This is a genomic window from Paenibacillus phytohabitans (genome assembly GCF_013141775.1).
Lineage (GTDB): Bacteria > Bacillota > Bacilli > Paenibacillales > Paenibacillaceae > Paenibacillus_AQ > Paenibacillus_AQ phytohabitans.
In genome coordinates this window covers 40,537-66,046 of the sequence record NZ_WHOB01000012.1, presented here as the reverse complement: position 1 = coordinate 66,046, position 25,510 = coordinate 40,537, and the positions used below count along the sequence as shown (strand labels likewise).

3 protein-coding genes are annotated in these 25,510 nt (G+C 57.1%); all 3 read right to left on the bottom strand.

The features are described 5' to 3' along the window. Positions 1-44: 44 nt before the first annotated feature. From GC101_RS00825 to GC101_RS00815, 3 genes are read right to left on the bottom strand one after another with little or no spacing between them, the layout of a single operon-like run. Complete coding sequence (locus GC101_RS00825) at positions 45-9,287, bottom strand: SDR family NAD(P)-dependent oxidoreductase (RefSeq protein ID WP_171715713.1); 9,243 nt, start codon at positions 9,285-9,287, stop codon at positions 45-47. After that, entirely contained in the window at positions 9,288-13,097 is a 3,810-nt protein-coding gene (locus GC101_RS00820; RefSeq protein ID WP_171715712.1) for a beta-ketoacyl synthase N-terminal-like domain-containing protein, read from the bottom strand. Beyond that, on the bottom strand, positions 13,094-25,507 hold the full coding sequence (locus GC101_RS00815; RefSeq protein WP_171715711.1) for an SDR family NAD(P)-dependent oxidoreductase: 12,414 nt from the start codon (positions 25,505-25,507) through the stop codon (positions 13,094-13,096). The genes GC101_RS00820 and GC101_RS00815 overlap by 4 nt, the downstream gene beginning before the upstream one ends. Positions 25,508-25,510 lie beyond the last annotated feature (3 nt).

The following is a 25,510-nucleotide window of genomic DNA, read 5'->3' as shown; positions in this document are numbered from 1 at the left end:
CACCAACCTATGTTTGATATGCTATATTCTGGCGCTTGACCTGTTCAGACGGTTGCGGGTACTCCCGGCCGTTCTGCGTCTAAGACTGGGGCTCCTGTGAGCTTCAGGGTCAGCTCTTCCATGGTCATCAGAACCCGCGCTTGCGGATCAAGGATCGAGATGTCAACTGCTGTCAGCCCGTCACTCATCGTCCGCCACCGGGCGAGTATCTGAACATCCTGGGTCAGCGGACCGAGCACCGTACATCTCAGCAGCTTGCGGTATTCCACCCGGTCTGCCTGTGCAGCCAGCCGCACCAGGCAACCCAGCAGTTCTTCAACAGCCGAATAGTGAAGCAGCTCCCGGTTCTGCGCCGAGTCCAGAGTTTCTTTAAGGCGAACGCTGATTGCCGCCTGATGTGCACCGGTCCGCAGCTCATGAATAGTCTCAATATGCTGAAAGGCGGTGGTATTAGGCTCAGGCCACGCAGCGGACGCGCCCAGTTCAGCCATACGGAATGGCGTTACTGCGGCTGCAGGTCTGTATGGTGCTGCTGCGACTTTACCCTGGGCACAAATAACATAGTCACCTTGCTCGTTGTCATAGCCTGTCTCACATTCAATGTGCGCTCCAGCTTCATACAGGGAGGTCATAAGGCTGTCCGCCGCCCCAGGCTGCGGCTGCACTCCCCAAATCACATCCTCAATCACATGGCAGGGCGACTCCAGTGACAGCTCTGCGGTGATGCGGAACAGCTCGATAAAGGCTGTATTCGCCAGTCCGCTGTTCCTATCAGACGCCTGAAGGACCGTCTCGTACCGCTGCTTGCTGAAGCTGGACAGATTGCGGTCCACCAGCGGATGCAGCTTGCGTTCTTCCCCGCCCTTTGCGGAAGCCGGCGATTCGGTCCGGGTGATCCAGTAACGCTCTCTTTCAAAAGCATAGGTCGGCAGCGGTATAATCCGCACTTCCTCGCCCGAATGCAGCTTCGGCCACTCAACCTCGGCCCCCTGCACCCATTCAGCTGCTACTTCTGCAGCAACTCCGGCCGTGAGCACTGTCCCTTTCGTCCGCTTGGATACCTTGCCGGAATAGATGTCTTCCAGGTTCTCACCGGCCAGATAGCTGTCCAGCTTCGCCTGTAATTCCGCGATGCTGGAGCAGGCAAAGGCCAGGCGGCAGGTCATTTCTTCCCGTCCGGTCTGTAAGGTGTATGCGGCATCCGCAAGCGCGGTATCCGGATTGCCTTCCAGGAATGAGCGCAGCTTCACGGCCATTTGCTTCAGGGAATACGGTGTCTTGGCTGACAGCACGATGACCTGAGCATCGCTGCTGTGTCCATTGCCGGAACCAGGCTGTGCCGAAGGCACACCCGTCTGGACTTCAGCGGTGTATTCCTCAATAAGCACATAGGCATTGGTTCCACCGGCCCCGAAGGAACTGACACCGGCCCGCCTTACGGCTGAGCCGTCCGGTCCGGCAACCGTCCAAGGTGCCTGCTCATGCTGTACTCGGAAATAAGAATTGGCAAAATCAATATTGGCATTGGTCTGCTCCGCATGGATGGAAGGGGCAAGCTTCCGGTGTTTCATCTGCAGAAGTACCTTCGTAATGGAGGCAATGCCTGCTGCCGCTTCCAGGTGGCCGATATTGGATTTGACCGAACCGATGGCACAGGACTGCTTGGGCGGATTTGCTTCAGCAAATACCTGATTGAGCGCATTAATCTCGATGGGATCTCCCAGCTTGGTCCCTGTGCCGTGCGCCTCGACATAAGAGAGACTGCTTGCATCCACTCCCGCCTGCTTCAGCCCCTTGGAGATCAGGCTGACCTGGGCATTCGGATTCGGAACGGTATAACCGCTGACCTTGCCGCCATGGTTGATTCCGGTCGCCTTAATCACGCCATAGATATGATCTTTATCCTTAATCGCTTCGCTCAGAGGCTTTAAGAGAACGGCCCCCACCCCTTCGCCGGGGACAAAGCCGTCAGCGGCATCGCCGAAGCTGTGGCATTTCCCCGTCGGAGACAGCATTTTGGTCTGGCACATCAGCACATATTTATAAGGATGCAGATATAAGTTCACTCCGCCCGCTACCGCAAGGCGGCATTCTTTGTTCTTCAGGCTCTCGCACGCCGCATGAATGGCGGCAAGTGACGACGAGCAGGCGGTGTCTATCGCCAGACTGGGACCGCTGAAGTTGAACATATAGGAAATCCGGTTGGCGATGGACCATGGCGACACGTTCGGCATGGCCGAAAGATTGCCCCTTTCCCATTCCTCAGGTCCCCACAGCTGGTACGAATAGGTGGTCGCTCCGGCAAAAACGCCGATATTCGCGCCGTGTTCCTCCCCGTCCCGCTGCAGCTTCTTCTTGGTGTAGCCTGCATCCTCCAGAGCCGACCAGACCGTCTCGGCAAACATCCGTTCCTGCGGGTCCATGATCACTGCTTCCCGCGGCGCAATATTAAAGAATGCCGGATCGAATTTGTCCACATCATCGAGGAACCCGCCCCACTTGCTGTACATTTTGCCTTCCTGCACCTTCTCGAAGCTTCCGCCCAGATATTTCTTATAATCCCAGCGGTCTGCGGGAATCTCGCGGATACAGTCTCTTCCGCCAGCGATATTATCCCAGAATTCGTAAATATCTCCGGCCAGCGGATATTTCCCGCTTAGACCGATAATTGCGATCTCCTCGCTCTTCCCGGCCGCCGCATGGGCTGTACCCCTTTGCCCGCCTTGTCCCGCGAAGGAGGTCAGTTCTTTCCATACCAGCGGCTGGGCGGCAGAGATTACCGGCTGGCCTGCCAAATCAGCGGTTGAAGAAGAAACAGCCTGCTCCGGGAGCTCCCGGCCTGAACCGTGAGAGCGGAACAGCTTGTTCAAAGCACCGGTGTAGCGGCTGACCATATGTGCAGCGAGGCTCTTAAGGGTCTGGTATTCAAACAGCAGGGTCTTGGAAATCTCGCCGAGATCCTCTTCCAGCTTGCCGTTGAAATAGCCGACCATCACCGATTCAATACCGTATTCCTCAAATTCGGCGGTAATATCAATCTCTTCCGGCTGAAGCTTAAGCAGTCCGCTGAACAGCTCCGTCAGATAGTGCAGCGTCCGGTCCAGCAAGTCAGTGCCAGAGAGGCTGCTATCTTCAAGCTCCTCCGGGTGAATCTCCGCTTCCGCCGGATCAACGCGGTTAATCCGCTCCAGCAGCCTGCTTACGCGCTCCGGCTGACCGTATCCGACAATCAGCGGATTGATATTGCCCTGCTGGAGCAAGTATTCAAAAGCTGCGATGCCCTGCTGCACAGGGAGCGGCGTCAGGCCGGTCTGCAGCTCCAGCATCCTCCGCTGTTCCGTGGTCAGCTGCATGCCGTCCGCTTCCCACAGCGGCCAGGCCACGGAGAAGGTGCGCCCGGACCGGGCGCCTGCTTCAGCCAGCCGTTCACGGTAGACCGCGAATTCATTCATGAAGCTGTTCGCATAGGCGTAATCCGCCTGCCCGGGATTGCCTGTCTCTCCGGTAATGGAGGAGAATAGCAGGATGAAATCCAGCTTCTCCTCCTGTGCAGCCTGATCCAGATTCAGTGTGCTGAGGATCTTGGAGGAGATGACCTGGTCAAAGTCTGCCTGGTCTTTGTTCAGAATAAAAGCATCCCGGTGAATCCCCGCACAGTGCAGAATGCCGTCAATCCGGCCGTATTTCTGCTTCACATAGCCGACAAGCTCCCCTGCTTCCTGCCCGTCTGCGGCGTCCGAAACGAGGTATTCGGCAGAACCCCCGTGCGCCCGGAGCGCCGCGAGCTTCTCCTCCTTCTCCCGGTCCAGCGGCGAACGGCCGGTCAGGACAAGCTGCGCCTGCGCCGTTTCGGCCAAATAAGCGGCGAACACGCGCCCCAGCCCGCCAAGCCCACCCGTAATGATGTACACACCGTTTGCTCTGACGGTCACCGGAGTGCCGGGCTTTGCTTCACTTCCGGCTTGAACGAGCCGCTTGACGAACCGGCCCGCGCTGCTGTATTGAACCTCTTGCTCCCCAGGGTCCAGCAGCAGCTCTTGTTCCAGAATGGAATGAAGCTCCTCCTGCGGCAGCGAAGCTGCCAGGGAGACGGTCTTGAAGTTGTAATTCGGGCTCTCCAGGTGCAGCGTCTTGATGAATCCGCCCATTGAGGCATCCAGCAGACTGCCTGCATCCCCTGTCTCCCTGAAGGCATACAGCAGCCGGATGCCGGCCGCAGCCTTACTCTCCATCAGCGCCTGGGTCAGGAACAGCAGCGGGTATACGCTGTGATTCAGCTTGTCGCGCGGCTTCATTGCAGCCGAAGCTGCCAAATATATAATCTGCGTCAGGCTTACACGCCGCGCCTGCAGAGATTCCAGCAGCGTATGAATATGCTGCTTGTCGTCAAAGCGCAAGCTGTAGAGATTGTCACCAAGCTGGGCATATTGCTCCCCGGCGGTGACGAAGATCAGCCTTGCGCCCGCTGCGAAGCTGCGCTTGAAGTGCGGCAGCTCCTGTATATCATCCAGGAACAGCACCACATCACCGGTCAGATTTCCGGCCGTCTCCTGCGGACTTGGGGTCCACGCGGTGGTGTAATACTGGACGGTTTCCCGTTCCTGTACCTCCTGTGCCTGAAGAGCGGCAAGACGAACGCCTTGCATTATCCAGACCACTGCCCCATCTCCGGTTAATACAGCCAGTGTGTATTCATCCCCGGCAATGTGCTCGGCACGAATCACGAATTGCTGCAACGGCTTGTGCCGGAATGACATTTGGCGGATGGAATGTAGCACCGCCGGATGCTGCGGATGCTCCAGCGCAGCGAGGGCTAGCAGAGTGTGGCAGGCTGAATTCACGGCTGCGGCGGAGAATGAATCAGCCGGGGCGTCACCGAGATCAACAAAGGCCAGCAAGCTGTTCTTGTCTTGCCGCAAGCCGGTGACATGCTTCAGTCCGGACTCCATGCCATAGAGTAAGCGTAGTGCCTTCCGGGCCTGCTTCAGGACCGGCTCCCCTTGTCCTGCTTCCGGAATATCTTTCTTTGCATAGACTGCATCTACGATCTGGTTGACCTCTTCAACTGCCTCACATTGAAAGACGACCTGCTCCCCGATCCGGATCTCGGCCGCTCCGGTTCCCCTGTCCGGGAAAATGTGAACGTCCAGTGCCGGCGGAAGCTGCTGCCGGTCCATCAGACCTGACCACACCATATTCTTCAGCAGCAGCCCTTCCTGCTTATAGCCGGCCAGCTCCAGTGCCTCCCGTGCAAACGCCAGCAGACCGAAGCCGTTCATGTATTCTTGTCCCTGCCAGGTGTAGGGCTCATAGCAGCTGCTGATCACCGCAGACCGGGAAGAGAAACGGTAGCCGTCGATGGTGGACAGATTATGCTCGACCAGCTCTCCCATACCGGCAGCCTCCGGGAGCAGAGCCGGGACGCGGATTTCCCGCCGCTTCACCTCGCTGACCCAATAACGGTTCCGGGCAAAGGGGTAGGTCGGCAGCGGAACTCTTGTGCAGCTGTCCCCTTCATACAGCTTTCGCCAGTCCACATCCAGTCCCAGGGACCAGAGCTGGGCTATTTTACCGGTATTGCCGCCGTCCAGCAGCAGGTCTACATAAGAGATTCCCGCCTGACCCGCGTTGAACAGCTCGATATAATCCTTGAAGCCTTTGACATTGCCACGGTATACCTTGCCGCCCGGTAATCGGCCCTGATTGAATTCATCCAGCAGCGCTTTGAGCTCAGAGACCGAACCGGCAATGATCGCCAGCCTCTCTGCAAAAGACTCCCGTCCCACCTGCAGCGTATAGGCAATGTCCTTAAGACTGGCCGCTTCCGCTTCTGGCAACTCCAGATACTGTGCCAGCTTCAGCGCGTAAGCCTTCAGCCGGTCCTCTGCTCTGGCGGATAAGACAATGATGTACGGCTCTCCGCTGCCTTTGTTGTCTTGACTGCTGCTCTGCGGGGCCGGGATATATTCCTCCAGAATAATATGCGCATTGGCTCCGCCTGCCCCAAAGGAGCTGACCCCTGCCCGGCGCGGATATTCCTTCTGACCTCCGCCTTCCGGCAGCGACACACGATCCCACGGACCCGTCTGCCGCTGCACATAAAAAGGCGTTTCCTCAAAGTTAATGTGGCCGTTCAGCTCCTCGGAATGAAGCGAGGGAACAAGCACGCCGTACTTCATTTGCAGCAGCACCTTGGTGATGGCCGCGATCCCGGCTGCAGATTCGCAGTGTCCGATGTTGGACTTCACTGAGCCGATGGCACAAAACTGCTTGTCGCCTGTCCCCTCCTTGAAGGCCTTGACCAATCCGCTGACCTCAATCGGATCACCGAGCGAGGTTCCTGTGCCATGGGCTTCAATATAATTGACCGTACGCGGATGAATCCCCGCAGCCTGCAAGGTCTCCTGAATCACCGCACCCTGCATGGACGGATTCGGCACGGTATAGCCTGTGGTTTTGCCGCCATGGTTGATGGAGCTGGCTTTGATTACGGCGTAGATATGATCGCCATCCTGTACTGCCCGGTCCACCGTTTTCAGTAGAACAGCGCCAACGCCTTCCCCGGGAACATATCCGTCTCCGCCTTCACCGAAGCTTCTGCACCGCCCATCACTGGCCGCGAACTTCTGCTGGCTTAGGAATATGTATTTATCGGGATGAATCGAGACATTCACACCCCCCGCGATGGCAAAATCGCTCTCGCCCCGGCGGATGCTGTCACAGGCCAGATGGATCGAAGTGAGCGACGAGGAACACATCGTATCCAGTGCGATGCTCGGTCCATTCAGGTTGAGATGATAGGACACCCGGTTGGCAATCGACGCATAGACGGAGGATAAGGCGATTTTATTGCCGTCAATCTCGGCATCCAGGAGCTGATACTGGCCATACATCACACCGGCAAAAACACCGACCTTGCGGCTGCCCAGCGTATCACGCGTATATCCGGCGTCCTCAATGGCGCTGTAGGCGCACTCCAGGAACAGCCGCTCCTGCGGGTCCATAATCTCCGCTTCCCGGGGCGATATATTGAAGAACAAAGCATCAAAGCGGTCCACATCGTCAAGGAATCCGCCCCATTTGCAGTACATTTTGCCGAGCTGGTTCTTATCCGTAGTGTAATATTCGTCAATGCTCCAGCGGTCTGCGGGAATTTCGGTAATGCAGTCCTGCGCCTGAAGCAGGTTATTCCAGAAGGCCTGCAGATCCGGGGACATCGGGAATTTTCCGCTGACGCCGACGATCGCAATATCCTCATTCCCCCGGCTGCGGTCCCGCTGCCTGGCAGCTTGCCCGGCGTTTGCGGAAGGCTGAATCCGCTTAGGCGGAATAGGCGTTTTGCCTGGGAGCTGCGGACGCACATCTGAACGAAGTCCTTGCGGCGGCACGGCAGCCTTCTTGGCGGCAGGAGGCTCAATCAGACCGGCGAGTACCTCCCTGTGCTGCTCAGTGAAATATTCGCTCAATTCCCGCAGCGTCTGGTATTCGAACAACAGCGTTTTGGACAGCTCGCCGAAGCTGGCCTCCAGCTCCTCGTTGATGCTCATCGCCATAATGGAATCAAAGCCGATCTTCTCGAACGAATCATCCAGGCCCAGCGCATGCGGCGGAATTTTGGTGACTTTGATGAAAATACTCTTCAAATATTGCTCCGCGCCTTGCTTCAGCGCCTCCGTATCTATAGATATAGCGGGTGATGCTTCAGGCAATAATACAGCTCCGCCACCGGCAACCGCCGTGTCAGCCCTTGGCTTGTCCCCCTGCTGCGGACAATTGATTGCCTCTACCGCTTGCTCTATCCGTGCAGCATCACCATAGAGTACTAAGGCATTCTCCGCCATTTGGCGGCTGAGCTTATCGAATGCATCCAGTCCCTCGGCGGTAGGCAGGACCGATATCCCCAGGTTCCTCCGCATAATGTCCAGGCTGTCCGCTGTTGTCATCATCCCGCCCTCCTGCCACAGCGGCCAGTTGACGGAGAGGATGTTTACACCGGCAGCGGCTCTTTTTTCATTGGCAAAATGGTCCATGAAGCTGTTGGCGTAAGCATAATCGCATTGCCCCACATTGCCGGTCACGGCGGAGATGGAGGAGAACAGCAGCATGAACTCCAGCGGCTCTTGCCCAAATGCCTCATACAGGTTCTGCGTACCGGCAACTTTCGCGTCCAGCACCCGTTCAAGCTCTTCCCGCTCCTTATGCAGGATGAAGGAATCGCTGGTCATTCCGGCACAGTGCAGGATGCCATGAAGCCGGGGGAAGCCGGCTTTGACTTCGGAGAGCAGCGCCAGGGTATCGGCTGGACTTGCCACGTCGGCACGGACATACCTCACCTGATTGCCGTTTCTGTGCAGCGCCTGCAGCTTCTCTTCCAGCGCACGGTTCAGCGGCGTTCTTCCGGTTAGAATAAGGCTTGCCGCACGGGTATCTGCCAAATGCCGGGCCAGCGTGTAGCCGAGCGCACCCAGCCCGCCTGTGATGAGGTAGACCGGATGAGCTGCGGGACTTTGCTGCCGTACAGGGAGGTGATCTGCCGGAGCAGTATACCGTTCAAGAACCGGCACATACCGCCGGGAACCCCGGTAATAAATTTCCCGGTGGCCGTTCTGCATGGAGCCAAGCTCCAGCAGCAGCTGCTCCAGCAGTTGCGGGTCAAAAGCTTCGCGGCCGAGATCGGTGGATACCGTCTTGTACAGCAGGCCTGGGTTCTCGATCATGACACTTTTCACAAAACCGTCCAGTGCAGCATGCACCGCATGATTCTCCGCTTGTTTATATTGGAACAGGATATTAACCTTTGCGCGTTTTTTGAAGGACAGAAGGGCTTTGGTCAGCGCAAACATTGAATATACGCCGCTCTCCATGGCAGCATCCGCCTCTCCATCGGCCACTTCCTCCTGGGACAGGAGATGAAGAATGCTGCCGGGAAAACGTCCCTGCCGCTCCAGGCCGGACAGCAGCCGTGTATAATCCTCCTGATCCTGCAAAGGAAGCCTGTCCAGCCCTGTTTCCGCGCCGGTGCCGGCTTCATCCGCCGTTACAAACGTAAGAGACTGGAACAAGGAGGAAAATTGGCCGCGCAGCTTGGGCTCAAGACCCCTATCGGCTGCCAGAACGAGCACATGTCCGAGAGAATCCCCTTTAAGGTCTGTAAGCGGCTGTTCCGCCAAAGTCTTGGTGAAGGTTAGGCGCACTTGCTTATCCGAGCGCTTAAGCGCCGCAATCTGCCGGAGGCCTTCCTCCTTGGAGATGGCTCCGCTGGCGATCCTTTCAATAATTGATCTCACTTAGATTCCCCCCAGCATTCTCTCAACTTCGTCTACCCCGGCTTCTCCGTTCAGCAGCTTGGTCAGCATCTCATCCAGCAGCGCAGTCCCCGCCAAAGCGGCCGACTCTGCATCCGCCGCCCTCGTGTTCTGCGCCGAAGACGTCAAATCTCTTCCTGAAAGACAGGAGAAACGCACAGCAGGCAGGCCTGAGCTGTCAAGCAGCAGCAAATCGAACTGCATATCCTGCTCCTTCGCATAAGCGGCAGGCGCAACCAGACAATAGCTCACAGGTGTCAACGGTCTGTAGACCTCTACAGTCTGCAGGGCAAACGGGACAAAGGTTCCATTCTGCCGCTGGCCGCTGAGCACCGAATACAATGCTGTCTGCATCGCTCCGTCGGCAAATCCGGGATGCAGGATATATTCCTGAAGCGGCATTTGCGTGTGTACAGGCAGTGTCAGCTTGGACAAGGTGCCGTGATCCCCGGTATATACCGCTTCAATGGTCCGCAGATTCGGGCCGTATTTCATTCCGTGAGCCGAGAACAGCTCATAACAGTCTTCGCGGTAAAGGGTGTGGCTGGCTGTTTGGAGGATGTGCGGAATATCCACAGCATCCGCATCCGCGGCTTCGGCTTCACCGTCTGCATAATTCACCGTACAGGTGCAGTGCAGTACTCTTTGACCGTTCCCGTTCAGGGAATAGATGCTGGCTCCGATCCCGTCTTCCTGGGCAACCAGCCCCACAAAGATGTCCTGGACATCCTTGTCTGCCGGCAGCTCCAGCGTTCTGCGCCATTTCACATCGGTAACCGACTGCACCTTCCACTCCCGGCTGGAGAGCACCCCTGCCCGCCAGGCCATTTCGAGATAGACCACTCCCGGCAGCACCATCCGGCCTTGGACCACATGATCGCGCAGGTAGGCATCGGCTGCACTTAAGCTTTTTTTGTAGCATTGCTCCTCAAATACAGATTCATTGGAATCGATGACCGCCGCCAGGGCTGCGGGTTTGCTGCTGTATACTGCTGCAGCGGCTTCCGTAGAGTTATACCAGTAGCGTGTCCGGTCGAACGGATAAGTCGGTAAGGAGATTCTGCCCGGCTTGCTCTGCGCATACAGCAGCTGCCAGTTGAAGCTCACCCCGCTAACCCACAATCTGCAGAGCTGGCTCAGCTTGCCGGACTGCACCAGGGACAGCAGGAAGGCTTCCCCTTCCTCACTTTCCGTGAAAACATCGCGGATCTCGCTGCCGGAGCTGATATTTCCCGCATAGACCTCGGAGACTTTGCGGCTGCCGGCCAGAAACTGGCTCAGCTTCTCCCTCAGCTCCTGCGTACCGGATACCACGATCGCCAGTCTTTCTTCCATGGGCTCCCGGCCAACCTGAAGCGTATAGATCAGCTCTTCCAGGCGGAAATCATAGGTGGCCGTTCGGTTCGTATCTATTGAGCTTTCCACATCTTCCGTTGATTCTGCCGTTCCCGCTCCAAGTCCATGTCTGGCCGCAATGGCTGCTGAACCCAGCTGCTCCAGCAGATGACCGGCAATGCCTTCAATCGTGGCACTGCCCGTCAGGAGGCCCATAGGCAGCCGGACCGGATAGGCTTCATAAAGAGCGTCCGCAGCACCCATCAGCTCTTCTTTGGACAGGCCGTATTCCTCAATGGCCTCCTGGGCGCTGATGTATGCAGGCAGGAGGGCCGATTGGAGGAAGCAGGCGGTGATGTCGGCGATCACATATTTTCTAAGTGCAGTGCTGCTGATCTCTTCCGGCGCATTTCCCTGCCACACCGTGTGCAGATCAATGTAATCAAGGACATGCTTGGCATAAGCGTTCAGCCGTTCCTTGTTTTTGGCGGATAAAATAAAGATGTACGGCCCACGGCCGTGGTCAATGTGCGGTGCGGACAAGACACTTTCCGGCTTCCCCATGTATTCCTCCAGGATGACATGCACGTTCGTGCCGCCTGCGCCGAATGAGCTTACCGCCGCATAACGCGGGCGTTCCCTGGACACGCCTCCCTCTTCAATAACGGCAGGCTTCCACTCTTCCAGGCGGCGCTGAACATAGAAAGGGGTCTCCGCAAAGTTAATATTCGGATTCAGCACCTCGGAATGGAGCGAGGGTACAAGCTGCCTATGCTTCATTTGCAGCAGCACCTTAATGATGGAGACCACCCCGGCCGCCGATTCCAGATGACCAACATTGCTTTTGACCGAGCCGATCGCGCAGTACTGGTTATCTGCCGTCCGGGTTCTGAAGGCTTTGGTCAAGCCGCTGATCTCTATCGGATCGCCGAGCGCGGTTCCCGTTCCATGTGCCTCCATATAGCTGATATGCCGTGGATGGACGCCCGATTTGCGCAGCGCCTCCGCGATAATATTCGACTGCGCATTCGGATTGGGAACGGTGTAGCCGTTCGTCTTGCCGCCATGGTTAATCGAGGTTCCCCGGATCACCCCATAGATGTTGTCTCCGTCCTCCATTGCTTTGGCGAGCGGCTTCAGCAGCAGTGCACCCACCCCTTCGCCGGGAACATACCCATCTCCGCCGCTGCCGAAGGCGCGGCATTTGCCTTCACTCGACGCGAACCGCTGATTGCAGAGGAACAGATACTTATCCGGGTGAATGGTGACATTCACTCCCCCCGCGATCGCAATCTCGCTGTCTCCCCGGTAAATGCTCTCGCAGGCGAGATGCAGCGCAGTAAGCGACGAGGAACACATCGTATCCAGCGCAATGCTGGGCCCGTTCCAATTAAAGAAATAGGACACCCGGTTGGCGATGGAGGCATACGACGAGCTGAGTGTCAGGGTATTTCCCTTGGCGGTCTCCTCCGCTCCGTACAATTGGTAGTGGCCGTACATGACGCCGACGAACACACCTGTCTTACTGTTCCACAGGGATTGCCGGGTATAGCCGCCATCCTCAATAGCGCTGTGTGCACTCTCCAGGAATAGGCGCTCCTGCGGGTCTAGCTGCTCCGCATCCCTTGGCGTCAGCTGAAAAAACAGCGGATCAAAGCAGTTATATTCGTCGATAAAACCGCCCCACTTGCTGTACACTTTGCCTTTCTTGCCTTTCTCCGGATCGTAGAATCGGCTGTGATCCCACCGCTGCGGCGGAATCTCGGAAATGCAGTCAACACCGTTCTTCAGATTATTCCAGAATTCATCCAGATTGCGGGCACCCGGAAAAGCGCCGCTGATGCCAATGATCGCAATCCCCTCGTCCTTTGCCGGATGAGCCTGCTCCACTGCCTGGTCCCGGCTCTTGCCAGGCGTTACGAAGGTCCTGTATTTCTTCGAAGGTTCTTCACTCTTCTTCTGAACCGGTGCAAGGTCTGCCGCCGGTACGGCGGGCTTAGCCGCCTGATGATTCTCGCGGGTCTGCCGGTACCCGGCCTGCCCTTCGAGTAGCGCCCGCTGATTCTGAACAAAATACCCGGCAAGCTCAGCCAAGTTACCGTATTCGAACATCAGCGTCTTCGGAAGATTCGGAAAATCCTTGTCCAGCAGCGAGTTGATCTCCATAATCGCCACCGAATCCACCCCGTACTCCTCCAGGCTCTGCCCCGCATTGATCCGGTCTGTCTCCAGACCGATGACCTGCGAGAGCAGCCCCTTCAAATACTGGACAGCATAATCATGCAGCCCTTGGCCTCCCTGTGCGTCTGCTTTTGATCCGGTTGTCCGCTTGGTGTCTGCTTGCACTGCGGGCTGGCTTTTCAGCTGCCGGATCAGTGTATAGCCCTGCTCAGGATCTATCTCTCCCCGCTTGATCTGCTCCAGAATTCTGCCCATTTCCAGGTTTGCGTCACTCATCGTAGGCCCCCCATCCACTGTTCCACTTCCGCTTCGCTCATCTCTCCGGCCTGCAGCCGGGTCAGCAGGTCAACAATGGCCTCCTTGTCCTCTAGCGGAACTTCTTGCACCGGTGTGTTTTTTTCCAGCTTGAACGCATGATCAATCTTGGGCTTGTTCCCTGCAGCAACTATGATATTGCCGCTGCCCGCCTGGCAGATGGCTTCAAAAGCCCGGATGCCCGTATCCTCATCCATCATGCTCATGCCCAGGTAGCTGGAATAGAACGCCGACTCACTCTCGGGAATTTCAAATCCCCCGTCCTTCCACAGCGGCCAATTGACCGAAATCGTCCGGCCCTTGCGCTTCCCTTGTGACACTGATTCATTTCTAAGCTGTGCATAACGGTCCATGAAGCTGTTGGCCATGGCATAATAACCAACGCCCAGATCACCCAGCTCCACCGAAATGGAGGAAAAGAGGATCAGAAAACCGAGATCAAAATCCGTACTGAACAGGTCCAGGTGGATCAAGCCTTGTACCTTGGAATTCATGATCTCCCGGCCTGCCGCGCGGTCCGTTCCCGTTACTGGTACTGATCCGCCCTGGCCTGCACAGTGGATGATACCGTCAAGCACGCCGAACTCGTTCTTGATGCTGCCCATGATCTTCTTCACATCCCCGGCGCTTGCGATATCGCCCTGAAGATAACGGCCCTCTCCTCCAAGCCGCCCCAGCTCCGCCATGAAGACATCCGTCCGCTCACTTGCCGGCTGTCTGCCGGTGCAAATAACGGTGGCCTGGTAAGTGCGGGCAAGATATCTGGCAAAAATCATGCCCAGCGCGCCTGTACCGCCCGGAATCAGATACACACCGTTCTCTTTAAAAGTTACGGGGGATGCATCAGCCGTCTTCCTGCCGCCATGCTCCAGCGGTCTGATCTTCCGCACCTGCCGCTGTCCTCCGGTATAACGGATATCCGCATGACCTGTGTTCTCTGAAGAGAACAGCTCCTGATAAAGTCTTTCCTGGAAGCCCGCACCGCTGATTGTATGGTCATCCGCCGATACGCTGGCAATCTGGAACTTATGGTGCAGCGTTACAATCGACTTCGCGAAGCTGGCAAGCAGTTCATGAGGAGCCGAGAAAGCTCCCTGGTCTGTCCGGTAGATGAACAGCAGCTTCAGCGGCCGCTGTCCGTATACCCGGACGAAGGCTTTGAACAGTGAGACGACGGAAAATACGCCGTTCTCCAGCATCTGTGTCAGCACAGGCTGGAACGTGTCAGCACTTAGCGCAGTCAGCGGCAGCGGCGCTGCCGCTCCTGCCCATTGATGCAGGACATGGGTGGCGTCAAAGCCGCTCTCCCGCAGCTCCTGCAGCAGTCTCACATAATCCGCTTCCCTCTGAGGGTTAATCGCTATATGATTTCCCTGACGTGCCCGGTATTCCGTATGTGGTGTAATCCAGACGCAGCCGTCTGCTCCGCTTGGCAACATATGGAGCGGAGGATAAGTGGCATCCTTATCACCGTTGCCGCCGCCTGCCGGTTCGCCAAAGATCAGAACATTCCGCCGCTCTGCGCCCATTACCGGGACAAGCGCCTCATTCTCATAGACCGGAGTATAGTAGAATATCTCTTCCTCCGGGCGACGGCCTTCCGGCTTACCGGCAAACGGCCGGACGATGAAATCCTCGATTCTGACCACTTCATGGCCGTCCAGGTCGAGAATGGCAATATCAAAAATGTTCAATCCCTGATTGTTCTCTCCCGGCTGCTCCTTCACCCGGGTGTACACATAGCAGTCGGCAGGAATCGGTGCGAATATCCCGATGTTCCCCATCGAGAACGGAATGTGCGTGGCTCTGCCTGCTTCATCCCTACCTGCGGCCACCGAGCGTACCGCCCCGTCGAATAACGCCGGGTGAAGTACAAATTCAGGCAATGCGGCTCTGTAGGCCTCGTTCAGGGACAAGCGGGCCAGCGTCTCTTCCTTCCCGCTCAGCACCTCTTCTGTCACCTGGAAGGAAGGACCGTAATCGAAGCCAATTCCTTTGAATACATGCTGGTAGCATTCGTATTTATCCTTGCGGCCCGGGCAGCGGCCCTTGATTCCATCCAGGTCCAGACTCCGGCTTCTCCGGGATGCAGGCACCTCAGCGAATTCCAGAACGCCTCTGGAATGAACAACCTTGCCGCTCCGGGCATTACTGAAGATTTCATAATGCACGGCCTCCCCTTCAGGCTCCAGAACGATATCCAGGTCCATGGCATCCTCTGTCATCACCACCGGCTTCAGCCAGACAATGTCCCGGACCGCGCTGACCGTGGCTTCGGCGGCGATTTCACCTGCAGCTCTGGCCATCTCAATGTAAGCGACACCGGGCAACAGCATCTGCTCCGCAACGATATGATCCCGCAGGTAGAACTGCTCGACAGAGAGCCGCTTGCGGAACCGCTGCTCGCGCAGTGTGGAGATATTGACATCCACCAGAGGATGCAGCGGGTGCAGTGCGAGCAGCCCTTCAGGCATTAGCCCGTTCCCTGCTTGTCCGTTCGCTGCTGTTACAGCTGTTCCCGTGCTGCCGCTTCCCGTGTTCTCCAGCCAATATCGTTCTCTGGCAAAAGGATACAGCGGCAGGGAAACCTTCTGCGGCTTATAGCCTGCAAAGAGCAGACTCCAGTCAATCGGCGTGCCGAGGACCCATAGCTTCGCGATCCGTTCCAGCTGATTCCTGCGGGCCAGCGCGGCGATATAAGCAATGTCCTCGGGGTCATTCCCGAGAATGGCGGCTCCGTTCGTTAGCGCCGCCGCCGAATTGCCTTGGTGTACCCCTTCGTGGACAATACCTGCCGCAATAGCTTGCAGGGCTGACTTCAGTTCATCCATTGTCGAGGCGGCAAAGGCCAGTCGTTCCTCCATTTCCTCCCGGCCTGTGCTCAGCGTGTAGGCGATATTTGCCAGTGTGTATTCTCCCGGAAGCGGTGCTTCCAGGAAACGGTGCAGCTCATGAATCTTCTCCATGAGACGTTCCCGGTTCTTGGCGGACAATACGATCAGCGTGCTTCCGGCGATTTCTGCAGCAGCCTGTGCCGGTACGTATTCTTCGGCAATCAGGTGCACGTTCGCTCCGCCTGCCCCGAAGGAGCTGATGCCGGCTCTGCGTATCTCTCCGCTGCCCGGAGCTTGCTCCCAGCGGTCCAGGCTACGCTGCACATAGAATGGCGTATCCTCAAAATGGATGCCGCTGTTCAGTTCCTCCGTATGAATCGACGGTGCGAGCATCCGGTGCTTCATCTGCAGCATAACCTTGGCTACTGAGGCAATCCCGGCGGCAGATTCCAGGTGTCCGATATTCGATTTGACCGAGCTGATCGAGCAGAACTGCTTCTCGTCCGTGTACTGGCCGAAGGCCTTGGACAGTCCGGCAATTTCAATCGGGTCGCCCAGGGAGGTCCCGGTGCCATGCGCTTCGAGACTGGTGATTGTTCTGGGATGCACGCCCGACTTGCGGAGGGCCTCGGCAATAGCCGCAGCCTGGGCACCCGGATTCGGCACGGTGTAGCCGCTGGTTTTGCCGCCGGAATTCACTGCCGTGCCCTTGATGACTCCGTAGATATGATCCCCGTCTTCTATGGCCTTGCTGAGCGGCTTGAGCAGAACTGCCCCCACGCCTTCACTGGCTACATAACCGTCTCCGCCTTCGCCGAAGGCCCGGCATTTGCCTTCGCTGGAGGCGAAGCGCTGGCTGCACAGGAACACGTATTTGTTGCGGTGGATCGTCACATTGACGCCTCCGGCAAGCGCAGCCTCGCTCTCACCGCTGCGGATACTCTCGCAGGCCAGATGAATCGCGGTCAGCGACGAGGAGCACATGGTATCAACCGCCATGCTCGGCCCCTGGAAGTTGAACAAATATGACACCCTATTAGCGATGGACGCGAAGGACGAGTTAGGCGCCACCAGATTGCCTGAGGCGTAGCCTTCCGTGCCGATAAGCTGATAATGTCCATACATGACGCCGACAAAAACACCGACCTTGGAGCGGGCGAGCTTCTCACGGGTGTATCCGGCATCCTCAACGGTGTGGTAGGCGCATTCCAGAAACAACCGTTCCTGCGGGTCCGTCAACTGGGCATCCCGCGGTGTCATCTGGAAGAATAACGGATCGAATTTGTCCACATCGTCGATAAAACCGCCGTATTTGGTGTAAATTTTGCCCTTCTTGCCTTTCTCCACATCGTAGTCCCGCGTGTAATCCCAGCGGTCAGCGGGAATTTCGGTAATGCAGTCCCGGCCTTCCCTCAGGTTATCCCACAGCTCGGAGATATTGCCCGCCATCGGGAATCTGCCATCCATGCCGATGACCGCGATATCCATACCGCCGTTGTTCACCGCGTTTCTTACCGGCGGTACAGCTTCCCCTGCCTTCGGCAGGAAGCGTCCGCCCTGCGGTGCTGTATAGGCCGCAGCCTGCGGGTCTAACGACAATTGTACCGGCGTCTTCAACGCCTCCGGGTTCTGCAGCTGCTCAAGCTTCAATAGGGAAGCAAGCTGGGCTCCGTAATGCCCGGTGAAGTAACCGGCAAGCGATTCTACCGTGTTATATTCGTAAAATAATGTGGTCGGCAGGCCGCTGAACTCGCGCTGGAGCGACTCATTCAGCTCCAGAATCATGATCGAATCCAGACCAAAGGCATCCAGCGGCGAAGCCTGGCCGATCCGGTCCCTGGAGATGCCCAGAGTCTTGGCAAGCAGGCTGACAAGATAAGCCTGCGTCCGTACCAGCAGTTCCCCGCTGTCAACGCTGCTGCTTGCTGGCTGCGCCGCTGTCGCCGCCTGACCAGCTTGACTAGCTTGACCAGTTTGACCTGCTCCGCTTATACCGAGCGCCCGGGCGATTTTGTGCGGATCGCCGTAGCCGACGAAGGCCTGCACGGCACCCTCTTTTAGCACAGCCTCCAGAATATCCAGGCCTGTTCTGCTGTCCAGCATGTGCATGCCATAATAATCGGCCAGCACCTGCTGCTGGGCTGCGGCAACCTGATATCTTCCATCCTGCCAGAGCGGCCAGTTGATGGATACGCTCTTGCCCTGCCGCTGATGCTGTGCGGCAAGACGGTCACGATAGACGGCAAAGCGGTCCAAGAAGCTATTGGCAGCCGCATAGCTGCCCGCTCCCATATCCCCGATCTGTGCAGAGGTGGACGAGAACAGGATGAACAAATCCAGCGCTTCATCCTTGCTGGCCAGATCCAGATTCAGGGTCCCGCTGACTTTGGGGCCGAGAATACGGGCAAAGCCGGCTTTGCTGCTCTCCGCTGCCTTCACCGTCTCGCCGATTCCGGCACAATGAAGGATGCCGTTAATCCCGCCGAAGCGAGCTTTGGCTTGTCCGATTAACCGGACTGAGCTATCCATGTCGGCAACATCTGCCTGAAGGTAGACCGCTTCTGCGCCAAGACCCGCCAAATGTTCCAGCTTCGCCTGAATGGCCGCATCCACCGGCTGCCTTCCGGCCAGCACCAGCCTGGCTTGAACCGTAGCGGCCAGTTCAGCCGCCACCAGCATGCCGAGTGCTCCGGTGCCGCCGGTAATAATATAGACACCGCCTCTGATGAACCTGGATTCTCCGGCCTGGTGAAGCATGGGCTGCGGAAGGAGCTTCCGCAGATAACGTGCTCCGCCGTCGTATCTGATTTCTGTCCCGCCAGCAAGCTGCGGCGGCAGTAATTCTTGGACCAACCGCTCTGCGGCTTCTGCCGGGGCCTCTGCATTTAGCTGAACAAGACTCAATTGGAACAACGGATGATCGGCAGAGATTGAATGGGCCAATCCGGCAGCCATTTCATTCAGCGGCGTCAGCACATGTTCTGCACTGTCATAGGCATATAAGCATCTGATTCTGGACTTCGGCTTCGATGCTGCCGCCGCCTGCAAGAGATGCAGCAGTGAATACAGCCCTTGATCCATTTGCGCCTCCAGATATTCAGCCAGCCCTTCTTGCAGACTATCCGTATCTTCCAGCGCATCCCCAGCCCCAGCCCCGGCACCGCCATTCACATTCCAGCCATGCACAATATGCTGTAGCTCCACGCCCTGAGTGTTCAAAGCTTCCAGTAACCGGAGGTAATCCGCTGCCTGTCCCGGGTTGATCACATACTCTGTGCTGCTCAGCCGGGCATATCCGGCCCCTGCCTGAACCTGAATGCAGCGGTCTGGCGCCAAGCCTTGCTGCGTAGCCTGCTCACGGATAGAAACGGCCAAAGCCGCTGAGCCGAACACTATAATAGAGGACAGCGCAGCGGATTCCTGCGGCAGACCAGCTTCTATCCATTCCGACGCATACAGCGATAAACCGGCAGCTTGCACGGGTGCGGCTCCTTTGGCTGATGCGTACTGCTTAATCGAGAAACCGAACAGCCGCACAACCTCTTGGCCTTCCATGTCGGTAATCCGGATATCATACTTCCGCGTTCCCTCATCATCCGTGCCGGTTGCCCCCTCTGCAGGCTTCGCATAGGCGTAGCACTGCCGGGGAACCTCACCGACCAGCTCCATACGGTCCAGGGCGAACGGCACCCGGAGCGTCAAGTCCTCATCGCTGCGTCTTCCTGCCCATGAGAGCGACCGCACCGCACCGTCGATGATCGACGGATGCAGCACATAGTCGGCGTAATCCGCCTCAAGATGCTGTGGCAGAGAAATTTCGGACAAGCCTTCCTGTACAGAGCAGTAAGCAGTCTTCGTCACCCGGAAAGCAGGGCCATAATCGAAGCCGACGCCCTTGAAGATATGGTCATAACACTGTGCATGATCGAAGGTGGATGTACTTCTCTCCTTGATCTTCGCAATCTCCAGCGTTTGGGCGGAAGCCGGTGTCTCCTGCAAAATAATCCCCGAGGAATGCAGAACGCGCTGATCCCCGGCTTCACTGAACACCCGGTATTCCAGCTCTCCTGATTCAACAAGCCAGAAAGAGGTGTAAATTTCCTTCCGGTCTTCCTCCAGCTCCACAGCCTTAATCCATCTGACATCCTTCAGCCCCGTTACCGGGGTGATTCCCGCCAAATCGGCAGCGGCTCTTACCATCTCCAGATAGGCTACACCAGGCAGCAGAACCTTGCCGCCGACCACGTGATCCTTCACAAAAAACTGGTCCAGCCGCAGCACCGTTCGGAATTTCTCCTCTTCCATAGTGGAGACATTGCTATCAACCATCGGATGGAGTACGGCGGCAACCGCTTCTGCGGACGACAGCTTGGGAGCGATGCGGCGCGTATTTTTACGGACCCAGCAGACTTCTCTGGCAAAAGGGTACACCGGCAGCGGAATGCGTCTGCCCTTCCGGTTCACATACAGGCGGCTCCAGTCCACCGCCTCTCCGGAGGTCCATTGTTCCGCCAGCTCCGAAAGCTCCAGGGATGTAACTGGCTGCACCGATAACCGGTCTCCCGCTTTGGCGGACAGCGATGGTGTAGCCGCAGGCTGTGCGGATACCTGACCGTAGCACACTGCATGGGCTTGTTCCTGCCCGGCGAGGCAGCTGCGCAGAATGTTCACCAGTTCCTCCTTGCCGGAGGCGGCAAAAGCCATCCGCTCCGCCATTTCCTCTCTTCCTGTCTGCAGCGTGAAGGCGATGTTATGCAGTGTAAGCTCTTCCTTATCGCCATGAAGCGTCAGGTAGCTGAGAAGCTGTTGCATTTTTTGCTGAAGCTGGGGCTTGGTCTTGGCAGACAGGATAATCACGTTACCCTGCCCCGACTCCCCGGATTGCCCGGAACCAGAACCGGAATAATCGCTGGCGGCTGCAGGCGTATAATCCTCCAATACCACATGGGCGTTCACTCCGCCGAAGCCGAAGGAGCTGACCCCTGCCCGTCTTGGCGCATCTTCAAGCGTTGTCCATTCCTGCGTCTTCTCCACGATATAAAAAGGCGAATGCTCAAGCTCGATATACGGATTCAGCTGGTTAAAGTGAACGTTGCCCGGTAAGGTCTTATGCTTCATCGCCAGCACAACCTTCAGGATTCCGGCAATGCCTGCGGCAGCCTCCAGGTGGCCGATATTGGTCTTGACCGCACCCAGTCCGCAGTACTGCTCCCGGCTCACCGGGATTCCGTGTCTGTGATACAGCTCCTTAAAAGCGCTTTTCAGCGCATTAATCTCCACCGGGTCACCCAGGCTGGTGCCGGTGCCATGAGCTTCGATATAACTGATGGTATCCGGGGAAATTCCGGCTTTATCGTAGGCTTCCACCAGCACCTCAGCCTGCGCCTTCGGATTCGGCACCGTCAGCGAGCTGACCTTGCCACCATGATTGATCGCCGTTCCTTTGATAACCGCATAAATATAATCCCCGTCTGCTTCGGCCTGGCTTAACGGCTTCAGAAGAACGGCTCCTGTACCTTCTCCGCGCACATAGCCGTTTGCGCTTTGATCGAAGGTTTTGCAGCGTCCGTCCGGTGACAGCATGCCTGCCCGGCTGAAGGAGATGTGCAGGGTTGGGGCGGCAATCACGTTCACACCGCCGGCAATCGCCTGTTCGCAGTCGCCGTTCTGAATACTCTCCACCGCCCGGTGCACGGCCACCAGGGAACTCGAGCAGGCCGTATCAATCGGCTCGCTTGGGCCGCGGAAATTGAGCAGGTAAGAAATCCGGTTGGCGAGTACGCAGTGAGAGCTGCCTGTGGAAGAATAAGCTTCAATCTCGATGTCGTTGTCCTGCAGTAGAGTGCTGTAATCATTCGTAGAAACCCCGACGAACAGCCCCACCTTCTTGCCTGACAGCGCCGAAGCCTTATATCCGGCATCCTCAAGGGTAGACCACACGGTTTCCAGGAATATCCGCTGCTGCGGGTCCATCAGATCGGCTTCACGCGGGTTAATGCCGAAGAAGCCCGAGTCAAACTTGTCGATGTCCTTCATGAAGCCGCCCCAGCCGGAGATCGGCTTGTCCGGGCCGCGGCCCTTCAGCCGGTTCAGTTCCTGAATATCCCAGCGGTCGCCGGGAATCTCCGAGATCAGATCCTTCTGCTGCCGCAGCTGCTCCCAGAATGTCTCTAGATCCCTCGACTCAGGCATAGCTCCACTGATCCCGATAATGGCAACCGGTTCGCGTTTGACGGCTCCGGCTGACTCCGGCTGAGGCACCTTCCACCCTTGTCTGGCCTTCGTACCGGAGATCCCCGCCTTAACCGGCCCATAATCAACAGAGGCTACAGCTGCCTGCGCGGCTCCGTGACTGAAATATTCAGCCAATTCGTCCGGATAGCTCTCCGCCAGATGGGCAGATAACGCGCGGACCGTCGGATATTCAAAAAAGACCGCCGGTGTCATCCGCACCTGGAACGTATCATTGACCGCACCCGCCGCATCCGTGAACGTAATGGAACTCATTCCGTATTCGCCCAAATCCTGATCGGGATGGATCACAGCTTCATCCAGCTTCATCAAGCGGCTGATGACTCCGGTGATGGCTTGCTGTGTCTGCTCCAGTAAGTCGGCTGCCAGATTCGCCCGGTGACCGGCTCCTTCTCCGGTTATAGCTGTACCGGAAACCGCTGATTCAAGGCCCAGAATCCCGCTGATTTTCTTGCGGTTTGCCTGAAGCGGCAATATTTGTGGTACATTCCCGTTCAGGATTGCCTCGAAATAGCCCAGTCCTGCCGCAGTCTCCAGCGGTTTCAGACCCACGGTATTCCGGAAGAACAAGAGCGTCTGTTCCTCTACCTGCATCCCCCCTTCTTTCCAGAGCGGCCAGTTGATGGAGAGGGACTTTCCGTATCTGTGACCCGATCGCACCAAGGCATGTCGGGATAGCATATATTCGTCCATAAAAGCATTGGCATACGCGTAATCGCTCTGCCCGGTATTTCCCGTCACTGCAGCTATTGAGGAGAATGCCGCTATGAAATCCAGCTTATCCTCCTGCGTTGCCTGGTCGAGATAGATCAGCCCCTGGACCTTTGCCTCAAGCACTTCGCCGGCCTGCTCCGCGTCCTTCACCTGGATAAGTGCATCGCGGGTGACTCCCGCCGCATGAATGATGCCATGCAGGCTGCCGAACCGGTTCCTTGCTTCGGCAACAGCCGCTGCTGCTGCCTGTTCCTGCGAAATATCCGCCTGCACGTACAGCACTTCTGCCCCGAGCTTCTGCAGACGGGCGATTTGCTGTTCCTGCCCCGGCTGAAGTGCGGATCTGCCAATCAGCACAAGCTTGGCCTGAACCTGCCCGGCAAGATGCTCCGCCACAATCAGCCCCAGCCTGCCCAGTCCGCCTGTAATGAGGTAAACGCCCTGCGGCCGGAGGATATCACTCGCGGCTTCCTTCTCGGGCAGAGCAATCTCCTTGAGTGTATGAACATATCTTCTGCCCTGCTGGTACAGCACTTCATCGTCAACTGATTGGACCTCGGCGGCAACCATCCGGTACAGCTCCTCCGTGCTGGCCTGTCCGGTGAACAACGTGCTGAAATGCAGCTTGGAATGCTCCAGCTTGAGCGTTTTGTTGAATCCTCTCAGTGCTCCAAGCTCCGGTGGTACAGCCTCTTTCTCCCCGCCCCGGCATAACTGGATCACCCGGGTATGCCGGTTTTCCTTGTCAGCCATCAGCGCCTGGGCCAGATAAAGCTGGTGCAGATATGCCCCCGCAGCAGCAGCTCCTGCAGAAGCAGCAGCGACCTCCGGCTGTTCATACACGATGGTCTCCAGCGTACAGCCTCTGTTCTTTAATTCACGAATCAAGCGGGTATAATCGGCCGGCTGCTCCGGGTTAATCCGGTAATGTGTTTCTCCGTCCTGATGGTACTCTGCACCGGCTTCCACAATAATTAACTGGCCCTGACCGGCCTGGCTTTTGGCCTTGGCAAATTCCTTGTATAGCTCAGACTGCCCGGTGAATAAGAGCACATCACCTTGAATAGTTTCCTGCTGCGGAAGGGACGTACCGCTCTCCTTCCACTCGTAGGCAAAGCTCATCTCCTCGGTGCTCTGCTGTCTTCCCTGATGGAAGACCTTCAGTACAAAGCGGGTGAACTTCAACAGGACCCGGCCCTGCCCGTCGGCCAGCACGACATCGAACTCCTGGTCACCGCCGCTATTGGCGGACTCCAGCTTTTTCACATAGGATACACAGCTCGCCGGCAGGCTCCCGAAGATTTCCAGCTTGTCAAAAGAATACGGCAGTGCCACCGCATCCTCCATTTCTTCCTGAGAGCTGACCAGCCCGATGACCGCTTCCAGTACTCCGTCAACCACGGTGGGATGCAGCGTATATTCCTTGAAGCCTTCGCGCAAATGTGCAGGCAGTTCGATGAAAGCTAACGCTTCTGTCTCCCCGGCAAACATTTCAGTTATCGACTGAAAGGACGGGCCGAGCAGCAGCTGATGTTGTCTGAACTTGTCATAGATTTGGGTTCCGCTGACGCGCGTCTTCCCTTGGCTTAGCGCGGTAATATCCAAGGTGTCCAGCAGATTACCAGACGGTTCTTCCGCTGTGTAACTGATACTGCCCTGGCTATGAACGACCGGATTTCCTTCGGACAGGCTTGTAATCTCATAATCTAGTTCAGCTTCCGCTTCCCCCGGATACAGGCGCACCTGCACAGTCTTAGCGGCTTCGCCGTCTTCCAGTTGAATCGGGTAAGCCCAGACAACACCGGTTATCCCGCGGACCGTTGTACCCGGCAGGGAAGCGGCCGCAGCGGACAAGGCCATCTCCAGCTGGACCACACCCGGAAGCAGCTTATGGCCGGATACGATATGATCGTTCAGGTAGAACTCTGCGCCGGTTAGCTTTTTCGCAAAACACTGCTCATGCACCGTAGACTGGTTGCTATCCAGTACCGGGCCTATCGCTTGTACCGCAGTGCCTCCTGTTGCAGCTAAAGGCGCTGCGGTGTTCAGCTCCAGCCAATACTTGTGTTTCTGAAACGGATAAGTTGGCAGCGGTGTTTTGTTATATTGGCGATCGCTGTACAAGACGTTCCAGCTGCAAATGCAGCCTTCCATATACAGTCCTGCGGCCTCATCCAGCGCTTGCCGGGAGACTGGAGCCCCGTTTGCCCCGCCAGCTGATCCTTTCCCCACAATGTCATCAAGCCTGCGCTGATCCTCACGCCCGTTCTGGTTTCGCCGCATAACGCGGGAGGTACTGCCCGTATCCGCAGCAAGCGCCTCCAGGGTGCGCAGCAGCTCCGTTTCCAGCTCCTGCAGATCACCGGCAATCACGGCCGCCCGCTCGGGAAAGTGGCTTCTGCCGACGGATAACGTGTAGGCGATATTTCCGACATCCGTACTGGCGTCCGCCTCTTCCTTGATCCACTCTTTTAGATCCGCAAGTCTCCGAATCAGGCCCTCCCGGGTCTTGGCTGAAAAGAGAAACAGATAAAAAGGGCGTTCGCCGCTATGTATGCCATTATTGCTCATCTG